Source organism: Serratia sp. HMSC15F11 (assembly GCF_001808215.1).
GTDB classification, from domain to species: domain Bacteria; phylum Pseudomonadota; class Gammaproteobacteria; order Enterobacterales; family Enterobacteriaceae; genus Serratia; species Serratia nevei.
In genome coordinates this window covers 55,928-71,642 of the sequence record NZ_KV792496.1, presented here as the reverse complement: position 1 = coordinate 71,642, position 15,715 = coordinate 55,928, and the positions used below count along the sequence as shown (strand labels likewise).

Here is a 15,715-nt window from a genome sequence, read left to right as displayed (position 1 = left end):
TCTATTGTGGCGGAAAGACGCCGCGCCTCGCCAGTGAAATCGACGGATTGTGAAGCCGATCATCGTTATGAATAAAATTTTCACTAAATTAATTTTAATGTGGTAAAAATTTTCATCATAAAAATGATAGCAGGGGAAAATTTATGTCAACACCAGAATTGTCGCGCTCCGGCGGCTGGTTCGAAAAAGCCCAGCTGTTCGGCAAGTCGTTCATGCTGCCGATCGCCGTGCTGCCGGCGGCCGGTCTGCTGTTGGGGATCGGCGGCGCGCTGTCCAATCCCAATACCGTTGAGGCTTATCCCTTCCTCGACGTCGGCTGGCTGCAAAGCGTATTTACGGTGATGGCCAGCGCCGGCGCCATCGTGTTCGCCAACCTGGCGGTCCTGTTCGCGGTCGGCGTGGCGGTGGGGCTGGCCAAAAGCGACAAGGGCACGGCGGGGCTGGCCTCGCTGATCGCCTATCTGGTGATGAACGCCACCATCAATGCGCTGTTGAAAATCAACGGCACGCTGGCCACGCAGAACGCCGGCGCGCTGGGGCAGGGAACGCTTCTCGGGATCCAGACGCTGGAGACCGGGGTGTTCGGCGGGGTGGTCATCGGTTTGGTGACCTGGTATCTGCACGGCCGTTACAACAAGATAGCGCTGCCGCCGTTCCTGGGCTTTTTCGGCGGCTCGCGCTTTGTACCGATCGTCAGCTCGCTGGCGGCGATGGCGGTCGGCGCCCTGATGACGGTGGTGTGGCCGCCTTTCCAACGGTTTATCTTCGGCATGGGCGGGATGGTGGACGCCAGCGGCTATCTCGGCACCTTTATCTACGGCTTCGTATTGCGCATGCTCGGGCCGTTCGGCCTGCATCACATCTTCTATCTGCCGTTCTGGACCACCGCGCTCGGCGGCAGCGAAGTGATCAACGGACAGCTGGTGGAAGGCACACAGCGCATTTTCTTCGCCCAGTTGGCCGACCCGAATACGCAGCAGTTCTACATCGGCACGGCACGTTTCATGTCCGGCCGCTTTATCACCATGATGTTCGGCCTGGTCGGCGCCTGCCTGGCGATGTACCAAAGCGCGCGTCCGGAGAACCGCAAGCGCGTCGGCGGGCTGCTGCTGTCGGCGGCGCTGACCTCGTTCCTGACCGGCATCACCGAACCTATCGAATTCTCGTTCCTGTTTATCGCGCCGGCGCTGTACGTGGTGCACGCGCTGTTCGACGGCCTGGCGTTCACGATCGCGCACATCCTGCATATCACCATCGGCCAGACGTTCTCCGGCGGTTTTATCGATTTCATGCTGTTCGGCGTGCTGCAGGGCGAAGCGAAAACCCACTGGATGTACGTGCCGCTGGTCGGGGTGCCCTGGTTCTTCCTGTACTACTTCACGTTCCGTTTCCTGATCTTGCGCTTCAATTTCAAAACGCCGGGGCGCGAGGCGGAAACCGTGCCGGAAGCGGTGATGACCGGCTCCGAACGCTCGCAGCAGGTGCTGGCGGCGCTGGGCGGCAAAGAGAATATCGTCGAACTGGATTGTTGCGCCACGCGGCTGCGCGTGACGGTAAAACAGAGCCGGTTGCTGGACGAAAGCGGGTTGAAAGCCAGCGGCGCGCGGGCGGTGATCGTTCGCGGCAACGGCGTTCAGGTGATCTACGGCCCGCACGTGACCATTATTAAAAACGAAGTCGAGGAGTTGTTGGATTTATGACGCTTTCCATTTTGCAGCAGATTAAGGGCCGGCTGGTGGTGTCTTGCCAGGCGCTGGACGACGAGCCGCTGCACAGCGATTTTATCATGGCGCGCATGGCGCTGGCGGCCGAGCAAGGCGGTGCGGCGGCGATCCGCGCCAACGGCGTCGAAGACGTTAAAGCCATCATGCGCACGGTGGCGCTGCCGGTGATTGGCATTATCAAGCGCGATTATGCCGGCAGCGATGTCTATATCACGCCGACCCTGCGTGAAATCGATGAGCTGATGGCTGCGGCGCCACAGATGATTGCGCTGGACGCGACCGGCCACCCTCGGCCAGGGGAGCTGCAGCTGGCGGCGTTGGTTGCCGCGATCCGCGCCAGGTATCCCCGGCTGCTGCTGATGGCGGACATCGCCACCGTGGAAGAGGCGCAAGAGGCTGCCCGGTTGGGGTTCGACTGCGTGGGCACCACGCTGCACGGCTATACCGCCGAAAGCCGGGGCACCCGACTGGCGGAGGACGATTTCGGCTTTCTGTGTGCGGTGCTGGCGGCGGTGCCGGTGCCGGTCATCGCCGAGGGCAATGTCGAAACGCCGGCGATGGCCGCACGCTGCCTGGCGTTGGGGGCGCATGCGGTCGTGGTGGGCGGCGCCATTACGCGCCCGCAGCAGATTACCCGCCGCTTTGTCGAGGCCATCGGCGGGCGGTGAAGGGCTCCCCGGCGCGCCGGGGAGGAGGGATCAGGCGTGCTGCCGGAGGAACTCCCGCCACAGCTCGACCACCCGCTGCAGATCCTGACGGCTGACGTCGAGGTGGGTCAGAATGCGCGTCAGCGGGCCGCTGCTGATCAGCACGCCGCGTTCGCGCATCCACGGGCCGAATTTGGCCGCCAGCGCCGGTGATTGGCGCAGGTACAGCACGTTGGTCTGTGCGCCGGGTTCGGCGATCTCTACGCCGATCTGCCGCAGCTGTTGCTCCAGCCAGACCGCGTTGTCATGGTCTTCGCGCAGCCGCGCGACGTTATGTTCCAAAGCGTAAAGACCGGCCGCCGCCAGGATGCCGGCCTGACGCAGCCCGCCGCCGGTCATCTTGCGCCAGCGCAGCGCGCGCTGAATGAAGGCCTCGCTGCCGCACAGCAGCGATCCGACCGGCGCGCCCAATCCTTTCGACAGGCAAATGGTGAAGGTGTCGCAGTATTGCACGATCTCTTTCAGCGGCAGGTTCAGCGCCACGGCGGCGTTGAAGATGCGCGCGCCGTCGATATGCAGCGCCAGCTGCCGCTCGCGGGTAAACTGCCACGCCTGCTGCAGGTAGGCCTGCGGCAGAACTCGGCCGCTGATGGTGTTTTCCAGGCTCAGCAGCCGGGTGCGGGCGAAGTGGATATCGTCGGGTTTGATGGCGGCGGCGAGCTTGTCCAGCGGCAGCGTGCCGTCCGCGTCGGCCTCGATCGGCTGCGGCTGGATGCTGCCCAGCACCGCCGCGCCGCCGGCCTCGTATTTATAGTTGTGCGCCTGTTGGCCGACCAGATACTCGTCGCCGCGCTGGCAGTGGCTCAGCAGCGCCACCAGGTTGGCCTGGGTACCGCTGGGCAAAAACAGCGCCGCTTCTTTGCCCGACAGGCGTACCGCCTCGGCCTCCAGCGCGTTGACCGTCGGGTCATCGCCGTAGACGTCGTCGCCGACCTCTGCCTGAGCCATCGCCTGGCGCATGGCGGCGCTGGGGCGGGTGACGGTGTCGCTGCGTAGATCGATAAGCATAGGGTTCCTGGAATGTAAGGGAGAGGAAAAGGGTACATGGCATCATATACCCTTTTTCACCGGGGGCATCTTGCTTAGCGCAGCCAGTTGGTTTTCGCCAGCTCGACCACTTCGTCGCCGCGGCCGTTGATGATGGCGCGCAGCATGTACAGGCTGAAGCCTTTCGCCTGTTCGAACTTGATCTGCGGCGGCATCGCCAGCTCTTGCTTGGCGGTGACCACGTCCAGCAGCGCCGGGCCGGGGTGCGCCAACATCTCCTGCAGCGCGCCGTCCAGCTCCGAGGCTTTTTCCACGCGGATGCCCTTGATGCCGGCGGCGTTGGCGATCGCCGCGAAGTCCGGGTTATGCAGGTCGGTGCCGTCGGTCAGATAGCCACCGGCCTTCATCTCCATCGCCACGAACCCCAACACGCTGTTGTTGAACACCACGATTTTCACCGGCAGCTTGAGCTGCGCCAGCGACAGGAAATCCCCCATCAGCATGGTGAAGCCGCCGTCGCCGCACATGGCGATCACCTGTTTATCCGGTGCGGTGGCCTGGGCGCCGATCGCCTGCGGCATGGCGTTGGCCATCGAACCGTGGTTGAACGAACCGAGCAGGCGACGCTTGCCGTTCATTTTCACGTAGCGAGCGGCCCACACCGTCGGCGTGCCGACGTCGCAGGTGAAGATGGCGTCGTCGCTGGCGTACTGGCTGAGCTGCTGCGCCAGATACTGCGGGTGGATCGGCTGGTCGTCGTTGGCGGTCGCCAGCCCGTCGAGATCCTTGCGCGCGTTGCGGTAGTGCTCCAGCGCCTTGTCGAGGAACGCCCGGTCGCGCTTGGGCTCCAGCTGCGGCAGCAGGGCGGTGAGGGTGGTGTGGATATCGCCCACCAGCGCCATGTTGACCGGGCAGTGCGCGCCGATGCTGCCGGGGTTGATGTCGATCTGAATGATGTTGGCGTTGGTGGGGTAGAACGCGCGGTAGGGGAACTGGGTGCCGAGCAGCACCAGCGTGTCGGCGTTCATCATCGCGTGATAGCCGGAGGAGAAGCCGATCAGCCCGGTCATGCCGACGCTGTAGGGGTTATCCCATTCGATATGCTCTTTGCCGCGCAGCGCGTGCACCACCGGCGCCTGCAGCAGCTCGGCCAGCTTGACCACCTCATCGTGCGCGCCGGCGCAGCCGCTGCCGCACATCAGGGTGATGTTCTTCGCCTTGTTCAGCGTTTCCGCCAGCTTGTTCAGCTCGCTCATCGGCGGCTGCACCAGCGGCAGCGCCGGGGTATGCCAGGTCAGGGTCGCGTCTTCCGGCGCCATGCGCAGCGCCACGTCGCCCGGCAAGACCACCACCGAGACACCGCGGTTGAGGATCGCCTTGCGCATGGCGATTTCCAGCACGCGCGGCAGCTGTTCCGGGTTGGAAACCAGCTCGCAATAGTGACTGCATTCGCGGAACAGCTCCTGCGGATGCGTTTCCTGGAAGTAGCCGCTGCCGATTTCGCTGGAAGGAATGTGTGCAGCGATCGCCAGCACCGGCACATGGTTGCGGTGGCAGTCGAACAGCCCGTTGATCAGGTGCAGGTTGCCGGGGCCGCAGGAGCCGGCGCACACCGCCAGCTGGCCGGTGAGCTGGGCTTCGGCGCCGGCGGCGAAGGCGGCCGCCTCTTCATGGCGGGTGCCCAGCCATTCGATGGTGCCCATGCGGTGCAGGCTGTCGCTCAGGCCGTTGAGCGAATCGCCGGTCACGCCCCAAATGCGTTTTACGCCGGCTTGATCCAGCGTTTTGGCGATCAGTGTGGCTACGGTTTGCTTCATGGTTCCCCCAAACATGGTTTGAAAAACGATGTGTACTCGATCCGGTGAGTGGCAGCAGAACAACTGCAAGCATAGCTTACCGGCTGTGGACGAGATGCGGTCAGGAAGGGTAAAGAGCGTAGGGCGGAGGAAAGTGTAATCGGGCGGGGATGAGGGAGCTTGCCGATAAATGCCCCATCGCGGCGATGGGGCCTGGGGATCACGCCAATGTGACGTCGCCCTGCAGCCGGCAACTGCAGGCCAGCACATAGCCCTGAGCTACCTCTTCCGCGCTCAGCGTCATGGTGCTGGTGGTGGTGTAGTCGCCCTCGAGGATGCGGGTTTTGCACGAGCCGCACACCCCGGCGCGGCAGGCGGCGTTGACCGGCAGGGCATTGGCCTCCATCGCCGCCAGCAGCGTGCTGCCGACCGGCACGCGGAATTCGCGCAGAGGGCGGGCGGCGCGCAGCGTCAGCCCTTCGGTGGCATCGGCCTGCGTTGTCGGCGTGTGGAACTGCTCTTTATGGAAACGCTCAGCCGGCACGCCGAGCCGGCGGCACAGCTGCTCCACCTGTTCCATGTAGGGCGCAGGGCCGCAGGTCATCACCGTGCGTTCGGCGATATCCGGCGCCGCCTGCCGCAGCGTCTGTTCATCGATGCGGCCGCTGAGGTAGCCGGGTTGCAGATCCCGCTCGGCCATCAGCGTCAGGCGCAGCTGCGGATGGGCGGCGCACAGCGCGCGCCACTGATCGGCGAAAATCGTGTCGGCGGGGGTGCGCACGTTAACGATCGCGGCGATATCGCAGGCCGGACGGTTGGCGGTCAGCCAGCGGCACATAGAGACGATCGGCGTCACGCCGCAGCCGGCGGCCAGCATCAGATAGCGATCGGCCGGGTGACGCTCGCAGCTGAACTCGCCCTGCGCGTCGGACAGCCACAGCGTGTTGCCGGGTTTGACCTCTTGCGTCAGCCAGCGCGATCCGACGCCGTCCGGCAGGCAGCGCACGCTGATGCTGAGAAAGCGGCTCTGGCCGGGCGAGGAGGAGAGCGTATAGGCGCGCAGCGTCTCCTCGCTGTTGCGGATGCTGACCAGCGCGAATTGGCCGGCCTGGTAAGGATAGAAAACGTCGCAGATCAGGTTCAGCGTCCAGACGTCGGCGGTTTCACGCCGGATGGAATGCACCTGCATGCGGTTCGGGCAAAGCGGAGTGGGTTGAGTCATCGGGGCACCTCAAAAACTAAGGGGCCGGCGCAGGCGGCCCCATAACGTAACGGCATCAGGCGAGCAGCGCTGCGATATCCTGCTCGACGGTGGTGATCGGACGCAGGCCGAATTTCTCGTTGAGGATCGCCATCAGGTTGTCGGTCAGGAAGCCCGGCGCGGTCGGGCCGGTGACGATGTTTTTCACCCCCAGCGACAGCAGCGTCAGCAGAATGACGATCGCCTTCTGTTCAAACCACGACAGCACCAGGCTGAGCGGCAGCTCGTTGACGCTGCAGCCGAGCGTGTCCGCCAGCTTGACCGCCAGCATGATGGCGGAGTAGGCGTCGTTGCACTGGCCGACGTCCAGCAGGCGCGGCAACCCTTCCAGGGTGCCGAAGTCCAGCTTGTTGAAACGGTACTTGCCGCAGGCCAGCGTCATGATCAGGCAGTCTTGCGGCACGCTGCGGGCGAAGTCGGTGAAGTAGCTGCGCTCGTCGCGGCTGCCGTCGCAGCCGCCGACCAGGAAGACGTGGCGCAGTTTTTTCTGCGACACCAGATCGATCACCGTGTCGGCGGCGTTCAGCAGCGTCTGGCGGCCGAAGCCGACGGTGATCAGGTGTTCGATCTCGGTATAAGGGAAGCCGTTCATGCCCTGCGCCTGGCGGATCACGGCGCCGAAGTCGTCGCCTTCCAGATGGTTGACGCCCGGCCAGCCGACGATGCTGCGGGTCCAGATGCGATCGCCGTAGTTGCCGACGTTCGGATCGATGATGCAGTTGGAGGTCATCACGATCGGGCCGGGGAATTTGGCGAATTCCGTCTGCTGGTTCTGCCAGCCGCTGCCGTAGTTGCCCACCAGATGCTTGAATTTTTTCAGTTCCGGATAGCCGTGCGCCGGCAGCATTTCGCCGTGGGTGTAGACGTTGACGTTTTGTCCTTCGGTTTGTTCGAGCAGCATGCGCAGATCTTTCAGATCGTGGCCGGAGATCAGAATGGCTTTCCCGGCTACCGGGCGCACGTTGACCGCGCTGGGCCGCGGATCGCCGTAGGCCTGGGTTTCGCCGCGATCGAGGATCGCCATCACGTTGAAGTTCATCTTGCCGATGCCCATGGCGTTGTTCAGCAGGGTGTCGACGTCGCGCGGCCGGGTGCCGAGCCAGGCCATAAAGGCGTGGTAGTCGGCATAGAGCTGCTCGTCGAACTTGCCGAGCACGTGCGCGTGTTCCATATAGGCCGCCGCGCCTTTCAGGCCGTACAGGCACAGCATGCGCAACCCGTGGACGTTGTCGCCGACCTCGGCCTTGTCGCTGTTGAGGGCAAACTGCGCCGCCTGTTGCAGCAGCGCAGGCATATCGTCACCGGCCAGCTGCAGCGCCGCCATCGGGTGATCGACGCGTACGCCGGCGTCCAGCAGCCGGCAACGGGCGGCCAGCGAATCGCGCAGCAGCAGGGTTTCGCGCGCGTAGCCGATGATGCGCTGAGAGTCGAAGTTAACGTTGGTCAGGGTGGAGAAGAAGGCGCGCGGGGCGAAGCTGTCGATCTCGTGGTCGACGATGCCCAGCGAACGCGCCTGCAGCGCCCAGGCGGAGAGCCCCTGCAGCGCCGCCACCAGCAGATCCTGCAGATCGGAGGTTTCCGCCGTCTTGCCGCACATGCCCTGAGCATACGCGCAGCCGTTGCCTGCCGGGGTACGGATGGTTTGTTCACATTGCACACAGAACATAGTCGCTTCCTTTTATTTTTAAAGTTGCATTTGTAATGCTTGTTTAAAAGCATAGATCGGCGATCGGGGTTGCAAAAGGCTTTTGTGCGACTACTGCGGGCAAGTTTGATTTAGCGCAATTTTGCCGTGCGGATGGGAATTATTACGCTTTGGGGGCCGGAAGGCCCCCAGGGGAAAGGATCAGGAGAACAGGGCGATCAGCACCGGCGCCAGCAGGCTCAGCAGGAAGCCGTGCACGATGGCGGGGGGCACCATGTCCAGCCCGCCGCTGCGCTGCAGCACCGGCAGGGTGAAGTCCATCGAGGTGGCGCCGCACAGGCCGAGAGCGGTGGAGCGGCTGCGGCGCACCAGCGTCGGGATCAGCATGATCGCCACCAGCTCGCGCGCCAGATCGTTGAAGAACGCGGCGCTGCCCATCACCGGGCCGTAGGCGTCGGTGATCAGAATGCCCGACAGCGAATACCAGCCGAAGCCGGAGGCCATCGCCAGCCCGGCCTTGACCGGCAGCCCCAACAGCTGCGCCGCCAGCGCGCCGCCGGCCAGCGACGCGACGGTCACCACCAACGCCACCAGCGTGCCGCGGCGGTTGAGTACGATCTGGCGCAGCGTCATGCCGCTGTTGCGCAGCTGAATGCCGACCAGCAACAGCAGGAAGATCAACGCATATTCGCTGCCTTTATGGGCGAACTGCAGCCATTGCCACTGCGTCAGGCCGAGCAGGAAGCCGCCGAGTACCACGCCGCACAGCTTGAGCGACTCCAGCGCCATGTGCACGCGCGAAGGCAGCTTTTCCTGTTTATGGCTGCTGCGCCACGGCATGCGCCGCTCCAGCAGCGCCAGCAACAGCAGATTGGCGCAGAGAATGCAGAAGAAGAACACCGCGCTGTATTGGAAGATCAGCACCAGGTTGCTGCTGAGATCTTCCATGAACGCCAGGCTGATACCCATGAAAAACAGGATCACGTACACCATCCAGCTCAGCAGCCGGTTTATCAGCACCAGCAGCGGGCGATGGCGTAAGGGAATGAGGTAACCGGCAATCAGCGGTAACAGAATAATCAACAGTCCTGAGTACATGGTGCAGCTTGTGTCCTTGAGTTTTGAAGCGCGCCGAACGGCGGCGAGGAGCACACGCTAACCAAAAGCCCGGCCGGAGTAAAGCGGCAGATTTGACGTTGGTCGCTTGACCTGCAAGGGGTTTTTTGACCATGCTCTGTGAAGGTCACCTCATTGAAGAGGCGACGGCGCGCACGGGAGGCGGCGGATGTTCTTGGAGCGTATCGAAATTGTAGGTTTTCGCGGCATTAATCGGCTGTCCCTGATGCTGGATGACAACACGCTGTTGCTCGGCGAAAACGCCTGGGGTAAATCCAGCCTGCTGGATGCGCTGACGCTGCTGTTGGCGCCGGAGCAGAAACTGTATCGGTTTGAAGCGCACGACTTTCATTTCCCCCCCGGTGAAGAGTCGGCCAAAGAGCGCCACCTGCAGGTGGTGTTCACCTTCTGTGAAAAAGACATCGGCCATGCGCACCTGCCGCGCTATCGCCACCTGACGCCGCTGTGGGTCAAGGGCGAAGACGGCCTGAGCCGCATTCATTACCGCTGCGAGGGCGAACTGGCCGATGACGGCACGGTGTGTACCTGGCGCGGTTTTCTCGACGCCGACGGCAACGCCTTTCAACTGCACCATATCGAACAGCTGGCCCACGCCATCATCCGCATTCACCCGGTATTGCGCCTGCGCGACGCGCGCTTTATTCGTCGCCTGCGCCCCAGCAGCCTCGGCGATGAACGCAAACCCGATACCCAGGCGCTGGCGCAGCAGTTGGATCAGCTGACGCGCGAGCTGGTGCGCAATCCGCAGAAGCTGACCAACGGTGAGCTGCGTCAGGGCCTGGCGGCCATGCAGCAGCTGTTGGAGCACTACTTCGCCGAGCAGAGTTCGCAGGTGGCGCGGCCGCGCCGTCGCGGCGGCGAACCGGAGCAGGATGCCTGGCGTGCGCTGGACGGCATCAACCGCATGGTGGCCGAACCGAACAGCCGCAGCATGCGCCTGATCCTGCTCGGGATGTTTTCCACCCTGCTGCAGGCCAAGGGCGACGTCAAGCTGGATCCCCACGCCCGGCCGCTGCTGCTGGTGGAAGACCCGGAAACTCGTCTGCATCCGATCATGCTGTCGGTGGCCTGGGGGCTGCTCAATCAGCTGCCGCTGCAGCGCATTACCACCACCAACTCCAGCGAACTGGTGTCGCTGGTGCCGGTGGAGCACGTCTGCCGGCTGGTGCGCGAGTCGGGGCGGGTCGCGACCTACCGTCTCGGGCCGCGCGGGCTGAGCGCCGAAGACGGGCGGCGCATCGCGTTTCACATCCGTTTCAACCGGCCGTCGTCGTTGTTCGCCCGCTGCTGGCTGCTGGTGGAAGGCGAGACCGAAGTGTGGCTGCTGAACGAACTGGCGCGCCAGTGCGGCTACCATTTCGAGGCGGAAGGGGTGAGGGTCATCGAATTCGCCCAGGGCGGCCTGAAGCCGCTGCTGCGCTTTGCCCGCCGCATGGGCATCGAGTGGCATGCGCTGGTGGACGGCGACGAGGCGGGCAAAAAGTACGCCAATACCGTGCGCAGCCTGCTGGACAATCATGAAGACAACGAGCGCGATCGGCTGACCGCGCTGCCGGCGCCGGACATGGAGCACTTCATGTTCCGCGAAGGGTTTGGCCCGGTCTATCACCGGATGGCGTCGGTGCCGCTCAACGCGCAGATGCCGGTGCGCAAGGTGATCCTGAAAGCGGTCCACCACTCGTCGAAGCCGGATCTGGCGATCGAGGTCGCGATGCAGGCCGGCGAATGGGGCACGGACTCGGTGCCGCCGCTGCTGAAGAAAATGTTCTCACGGGTGATCTGGCTGGCGCGCGGCCGGGCGGACTGACGGCCCGCCGGGCGTTATCGGGCGCAGAAATGCGCCGCCAATCCTTGTTCCAGCTCGTCCAGCAGCTGATAGCGGCGGCGATACTCGGCGCGCTTCTTGCTGGCAATCTCTTCGATCGGCTTGCGAGCGATGCGTTCGGGCAGCAGGAAATAGCCGCTGTCGAGCGGTTTGGCGCCCATCGACAGCCAGAACTGATCGTAATCGGCGTGCAGTTTGTCCTTCTTCTTACTCTGGTAACGCCAGTTTTGATAGATATGGGTGGCGTTGCCGACCGCCACGATCTGGCGGATGCCGAGGTGCCGCGCCAGCGTGCAGATGCCTTCCAGCACCAGCCGTTTGGGGAACAGGCCGTGACATTCTTTGGTGGTGTGCTGGATCTCGGCGTGCGGCACCTCATGGTTTGCGCCCTGCAGGCCGCCGATGAACAGCGTCGGCTGCTGCTGATAATGCATCAGCGCAAAGGTGATCTCCGCCAGCATCACGCCGTTGGCGTTGCGCAGCAGCAGCGTGGCTTCCCCTTCTTTATTCAGCTTGTCGATCGCTGCCAGTTCCAGCGCGATCGGCGCTTCGTTTTTGCCCATCGCTCTGGCCAGCACGAAAGACTGCGGGCCGAGGTGGCCGAGGCGCATCTTCAGCGGCATGCGCTGCGCGATGAGATCGTAATGATCGCGCAGGGCGAACAGGCATTCGATCTTGCTCATGTTGGCCGCCAGATACGGGCGATGCAGTTTGCACGGCAGGTTCGGCTGTGCGCTCAGGATCTCCTCCAGCAGCGGGTTGCTGGCCAGGGTGCTGAGCAGGCCGCTGGTAGTACGCCAGTTGAGCAGCGAACGGCCGAGAAACTTCAGGCGAAACGAGGTTTTTTTCCAGGCGTTGCTCGGGGCCTTTTCGCCATTGATCAGCGCCGTCATCAGTTGCCAGCCGTTAAGGGGCTGGGCGGAGGCGAGTGGGTAGCTGAGCTGTGACATGATGAAATCCTTGGCTGTATTGAATGGCGCTATTTCATCAAGGCTTCACTAAACGGGAGTTCAATGCTGAACTGTAACCAGGCGTGTCTCCACATTGTGTTGAGCTAAGGTTTAGTTATTCCCTACGGTGCATGCTAATTTAGCTCCGCCGCCGCAAAGGGCGGTTGATATTCACAAGCACAGGCAGGTCAATTTTGACAGGGTTTAAAGGACATAAACGCCGCTGGATACTCGCTCTGGCGGTCATTGCTGCGCTTGCCGCGGCGGCCGTTTGGCACTTTCGCCATCCGGCGCCAACCGATTTCAAAACGGTAAAGGCCACCCAGCGCGATCTGCAGCAGAACGTGTTGGCGACCGGCCAGCTGGACGCGGTGCGCAAGGTTGACGTCGGTGCGCAGGTCAGCGGGCAGCTGAAAAAGCTGTATGTCGAGATCGGCGACAAGGTGAAGAAAGGCCAGTTGCTGGGGGTTATCGATCCGCAACAGGCGCAGAACAGCATCCGCGAAGGCGAGGCGACGCTGCGCGAATTGCATGCGCAACTGCTGCAGGCGCAGGCCGAACAGCAGCTGGCGGCGGTCACGCTGCAGCGCAACCAAGCGTTGGCCAAGCTGCAGGCGGTGTCGCGCCAGGATCTGGATCAAGCGGCGACGCAGCTGGCGGTGAAGAAGGCGCAGGTGGGCACCATCAATGCGCAGATCGCGCGGAACCAGGCCAGCCTGGATACCGCCAAGATCAACCTGGCCTATACCCGCATCGAGGCGCCGATGGATGGCGACGTGGTGCAGATCACCACGCTGCAGGGCCAGACGGTGATCGCGGCGCAGCAGGCGCCGAACATTCTGACGCTGGCGGATCTTGGCACCATGCTGGTGAAGGCGCAGGTATCTGAGGCCGACGTCATTAACCTCAAGCCGGGTCAGAAGGCCTGGTTCACGGTGCTGGGCGATCCGACCCGGCGCTTCGACGGCGTGCTGAAAGACATTCAGCCGACGCCGGAAAAGGTCAACAACGCCATCTTCTATTACGCGCGTTTCGAAGTGCCCAACCCGGAAAGGTTGCTGCGCTTGCAAATGACGGCGCAGGTGCATATTCAGCTGGCCGGCGTCGAGCAGGCGCTGGTGATCCCGCTGGCGGCGCTGGGCGATCAGATCGCCGACAATCGCTACCACGTCTCGGTGCTGAAACAGGGCAAGGAAGAGAAGCGCGAGGTGGCTATCGGCCTGCGCAACAATATCGACGTGCAGATCCTCAGCGGCCTTGAGGTGGGCGATGAGGTGATCGTCAGCCGCGGCGGCGTGGAGGCCGGCTGATGGCGGCGCTGTTGCAGCTGAGCGGCATTCGCCGCAGCTACCGTTCCGGCGAGCAGACGGTGGAGGTGCTGAAGGGGATCAGCCTGAGCATTGAAGCCGGTGAAATGGTGGCGATCATGGGGGCCTCCGGCTCCGGCAAATCGACGCTGATGAACATTCTCGGTTGTCTGGACAAGCCGAGCGCCGGCGTGTATCGAGTGGCCGGGCAGGATGTGGCGACGCTGAGCGACGATGCGCTGGCGCAGCTGCGGCGCGAGCATTTCGGCTTTATCTTTCAGCGCTATCATCTGCTGCCGCACCTGAGCGCGGCGCATAACGTCGAAGTGCCGGCGGTGTACGCGGGGCTGGGCAAAGCGGCGCGGCGCGAACGGGCGGTGGCGCTGTTGCGGCGTCTGGGGCTGGGGGAGCGCGTCAACTACCGGCCGAGCCAGCTTTCCGGCGGCCAGCAGCAGCGCGTCAGTATCGCCCGTGCGCTGATGAACGGCGGGCAGGTGATCCTGGCGGATGAGCCGACCGGCGCGCTCGACAGCCACTCCGGCGAAGAGGTGATGGCGATCCTCAAACAGCTGTGCGCCCAGGGCCACACGGTGATCCTGGTGACCCACGATCCGGCGGTAGCGCGCCAGGCGGAGCGGATCATCGAGATTCGCGACGGCGAGATTATCGCCGATTCGCGTCCGGCACCGCAGGAGAATGCGCAGGCCAAACCGCTGGCGCTGGCCGCGGCGGCGGCTACCTGGCGGCAGGTGGGCGGCCGTTTCCGCGAGGCGCTGGTGATGGCCTGGCGTGCGATGGCGGCCAACAAGATGCGCACCGCGCTGACCATGCTCGGCATCATTATCGGTATCGCCTCGGTGGTGTCGATCCTGGTGATCGGCGACGCGGCCAAACAGATGGTGCTGGCGGACATCAAATCCATCGGCACCAACACCGTCGATATTTATCCTGGCAAGGACTTCGGCGATGACGATCCGACCTACCGGCAATCGTTGAAATACGGCGATCTCGATGCGCTGCGCGAACAGCCGTACATCAGCGCGCTGTCGCCGAGCATCAGCAGCAGCATGCGGCTGCGCTTGGGCAACGTCGACGCGGCGGCCAACGTCAACGGCGTCAGCGAGCAGTTCTTCCGCGTGTACGGCATGAGCTTTACCCAGGGCGTCGGCATCGATCCGCTGCAGGTGCAGTCGCAGGCGCAGACGGTGGTGATCGACGCCAATACCCAGCGGCGGCTGTTCCCGCACCAGAAGAACGTGGTGGGCGAGGTGATCCTGGTGGGCAACATGCCGGCGACGGTGGTCGGCGTGGCCAAGGAGAAGCAGTCGATGTTCGGCAGCAGCAAGACGCTGAACGTGTGGGTGCCTTACAGCACTATGGCCAACCGATTGATGGGCAACAATTATTTTGACTCGATCACCGTGCGCATCCGCGACGGCTACGACAGCAAGGAAGCGGAACAGCAGCTGTCGCGCCTGTTGACGCTGCGCCACGGCAAGAAGGACTTCTTCACCTATAACATGGACAGCCTGGTGCAAACCGCCGAGAAAACCACCCGCACGCTGCAGCTGTTCCTGACGCTGGTGGCGGTGATTTCGCTGGTGGTCGGCGGTATCGGCGTGATGAACATCATGCTGGTGTCGGTGACCGAACGCACGCGCGAGATCGGCATCCGCATGGCGGTGGGCGCCCGTTCCGGCGACGTGTTGCAGCAGTTCCTGATCGAGGCTGTGTTGGTCTGCCTGGTGGGGGGGGCGCTGGGGATTATGCTGTCGTTCGCCATCGGCCTGGCGGTGCAGCTGGTATTGCCGGGCTGGCAGATCAGCTTCCCGCCGGCGGCGTTGCTGAGCGCGTTCCTGTGTTCCACCGGCATCGGCGTGGTGTTCGGCTACCTGCCGGCGCGCAATGCCGCACGGCTGAATCCGATCGATGCGCTGGCGCGCGAGTAAGTAAAAGGCATAAAAAATGCCAGTCACACGGCGGCTGGCATTTTTATCGCAGTACGGTCAATGCAGCGCGACGCTGCCGGAAGCGTTTAGGACAGCGCCTCGCTTTCCACCGGCACAATAAGGCTGGCATGGTTCCCTTTTGGCCCTTGATGCACGTCGAAGCTGACCTGTTGGCCCGCCTTCAACGTTCTGTAACCATCCATCTTGATGGTGGAATAATGCGCGAAAATATCTTCGCCACCGCCGGCTGGGCAGATGAAGCCAAAACCTTTGGCGTTGTTAAACCATTTAACAGTACCCGTCTCCATGCTTTTACATCCCTCGCAACGCTATTTTAAGTGAGATGAATAACTGATTTCGCACCCGCCGTGGGCGGGTAGCAGCGTGGACAAAGGGTGGTTAAAAGACCACCAGCCACGAATTTACA

At 63.3% G+C, this 15,715-nt stretch carries 12 protein-coding genes; 5 read left to right on the top strand and 7 right to left on the bottom strand.

The annotated features are described in order from the left end of the window. The first annotated feature begins 143 nt into the window (after positions 1 to 143). Complete coding sequence (locus HMPREF3138_RS19540; RefSeq protein WP_070559247.1) at positions 144 to 1,700, top strand: PTS transporter subunit EIIC; 1,557 nt, start codon at positions 144 to 146, stop codon at positions 1,698 to 1,700. Further along, positions 1,697 to 2,392, top strand: a complete 696-nt coding sequence (locus tag HMPREF3138_RS19535) for an N-acetylmannosamine-6-phosphate 2-epimerase (RefSeq protein WP_038880720.1) — start codon at positions 1,697 to 1,699, stop codon at positions 2,390 to 2,392. The genes HMPREF3138_RS19540 and HMPREF3138_RS19535 overlap by 4 nt, the downstream gene beginning before the upstream one ends. Before the next feature lie 30 nt (positions 2,393 to 2,422). On the opposite strand, the gene ltaE is transcribed toward HMPREF3138_RS19535, so the two are convergent. The 5 genes from ltaE to HMPREF3138_RS19510 form a co-directional block, all read right to left on the bottom strand. Beyond that, positions 2,423 to 3,439 (bottom strand): low-specificity L-threonine aldolase, encoded by a 1,017-nt coding sequence (gene ltaE, locus HMPREF3138_RS19530; RefSeq protein ID WP_038880723.1) that lies wholly within the window; start codon positions 3,437 to 3,439, stop codon positions 2,423 to 2,425. A gap of 74 nt (positions 3,440 to 3,513) precedes the next feature. Beyond that, the gene (poxB, locus tag HMPREF3138_RS19525) at positions 3,514 to 5,235 is read right to left on the bottom strand and encodes a ubiquinone-dependent pyruvate dehydrogenase (RefSeq protein WP_038880726.1); all 1,722 of its coding nucleotides are present in this window, start codon (positions 5,233 to 5,235) and stop codon (positions 3,514 to 3,516) included. A gap of 199 nt (positions 5,236 to 5,434) precedes the next feature. Continuing rightward, positions 5,435 to 6,436 (bottom strand): NADH oxidoreductase, encoded by a 1,002-nt coding sequence (hcr, locus tag HMPREF3138_RS19520; RefSeq protein ID WP_038880728.1) that lies wholly within the window; start codon positions 6,434 to 6,436, stop codon positions 5,435 to 5,437. Between the two features lie 55 nt (positions 6,437 to 6,491). Further along, positions 6,492 to 8,141 (bottom strand): hydroxylamine reductase, encoded by a 1,650-nt coding sequence (gene hcp, locus HMPREF3138_RS19515; protein WP_038880730.1) that lies wholly within the window; start codon positions 8,139 to 8,141, stop codon positions 6,492 to 6,494. Between the two features lie 180 nt (positions 8,142 to 8,321). Further along, positions 8,322 to 9,218 (bottom strand): LysO family transporter, encoded by an 897-nt coding sequence (locus HMPREF3138_RS19510; protein WP_038880732.1) that lies wholly within the window; start codon positions 9,216 to 9,218, stop codon positions 8,322 to 8,324. Between the two features lie 187 nt (positions 9,219 to 9,405). On the opposite strand from HMPREF3138_RS19510, the gene HMPREF3138_RS19505 reads away from it, so the two are divergent. Continuing rightward, on the top strand, positions 9,406 to 11,064 hold the full coding sequence (locus tag HMPREF3138_RS19505) for an ATP-dependent endonuclease (protein ID WP_070559245.1): 1,659 nt from the start codon (positions 9,406 to 9,408) through the stop codon (positions 11,062 to 11,064). A 14-nt stretch (positions 11,065 to 11,078) separates the two neighbouring features. On the opposite strand, the gene HMPREF3138_RS19500 is transcribed toward HMPREF3138_RS19505, so the two are convergent. After that, a complete protein-coding gene (locus HMPREF3138_RS19500; protein WP_038880736.1) occupies positions 11,079 to 12,032 on the bottom strand; it encodes a VirK/YbjX family protein in 954 nt (317 codons plus the stop codon). A gap of 194 nt (positions 12,033 to 12,226) precedes the next feature. Here HMPREF3138_RS19500 and macA point away from each other — a divergent pair, with 194 nt between their 5' ends. Together macA and macB are read left to right on the top strand one after the other, a co-directional pair. Continuing rightward, positions 12,227 to 13,342, top strand: coding sequence for a macrolide transporter subunit MacA (gene macA / locus HMPREF3138_RS19495; RefSeq protein ID WP_038880739.1), 1,116 nt, complete (start codon positions 12,227 to 12,229; stop codon positions 13,340 to 13,342). Then, positions 13,342 to 15,288 (top strand): macrolide ABC transporter ATP-binding protein/permease MacB, encoded by a 1,947-nt coding sequence (gene macB / locus HMPREF3138_RS19490; protein WP_038880742.1) that lies wholly within the window; start codon positions 13,342 to 13,344, stop codon positions 15,286 to 15,288. The genes macA and macB overlap by 1 nt, the downstream gene beginning before the upstream one ends. An 86-nt stretch (positions 15,289 to 15,374) precedes the next feature. Here the strand turns inward: macB and cspD are convergent, their stop codons facing one another. Continuing rightward, positions 15,375 to 15,596 (bottom strand): cold shock-like protein CspD, encoded by a 222-nt coding sequence (cspD, locus tag HMPREF3138_RS19485; protein WP_004928349.1) that lies wholly within the window; start codon positions 15,594 to 15,596, stop codon positions 15,375 to 15,377. Positions 15,597 to 15,715 lie beyond the last annotated feature (119 nt).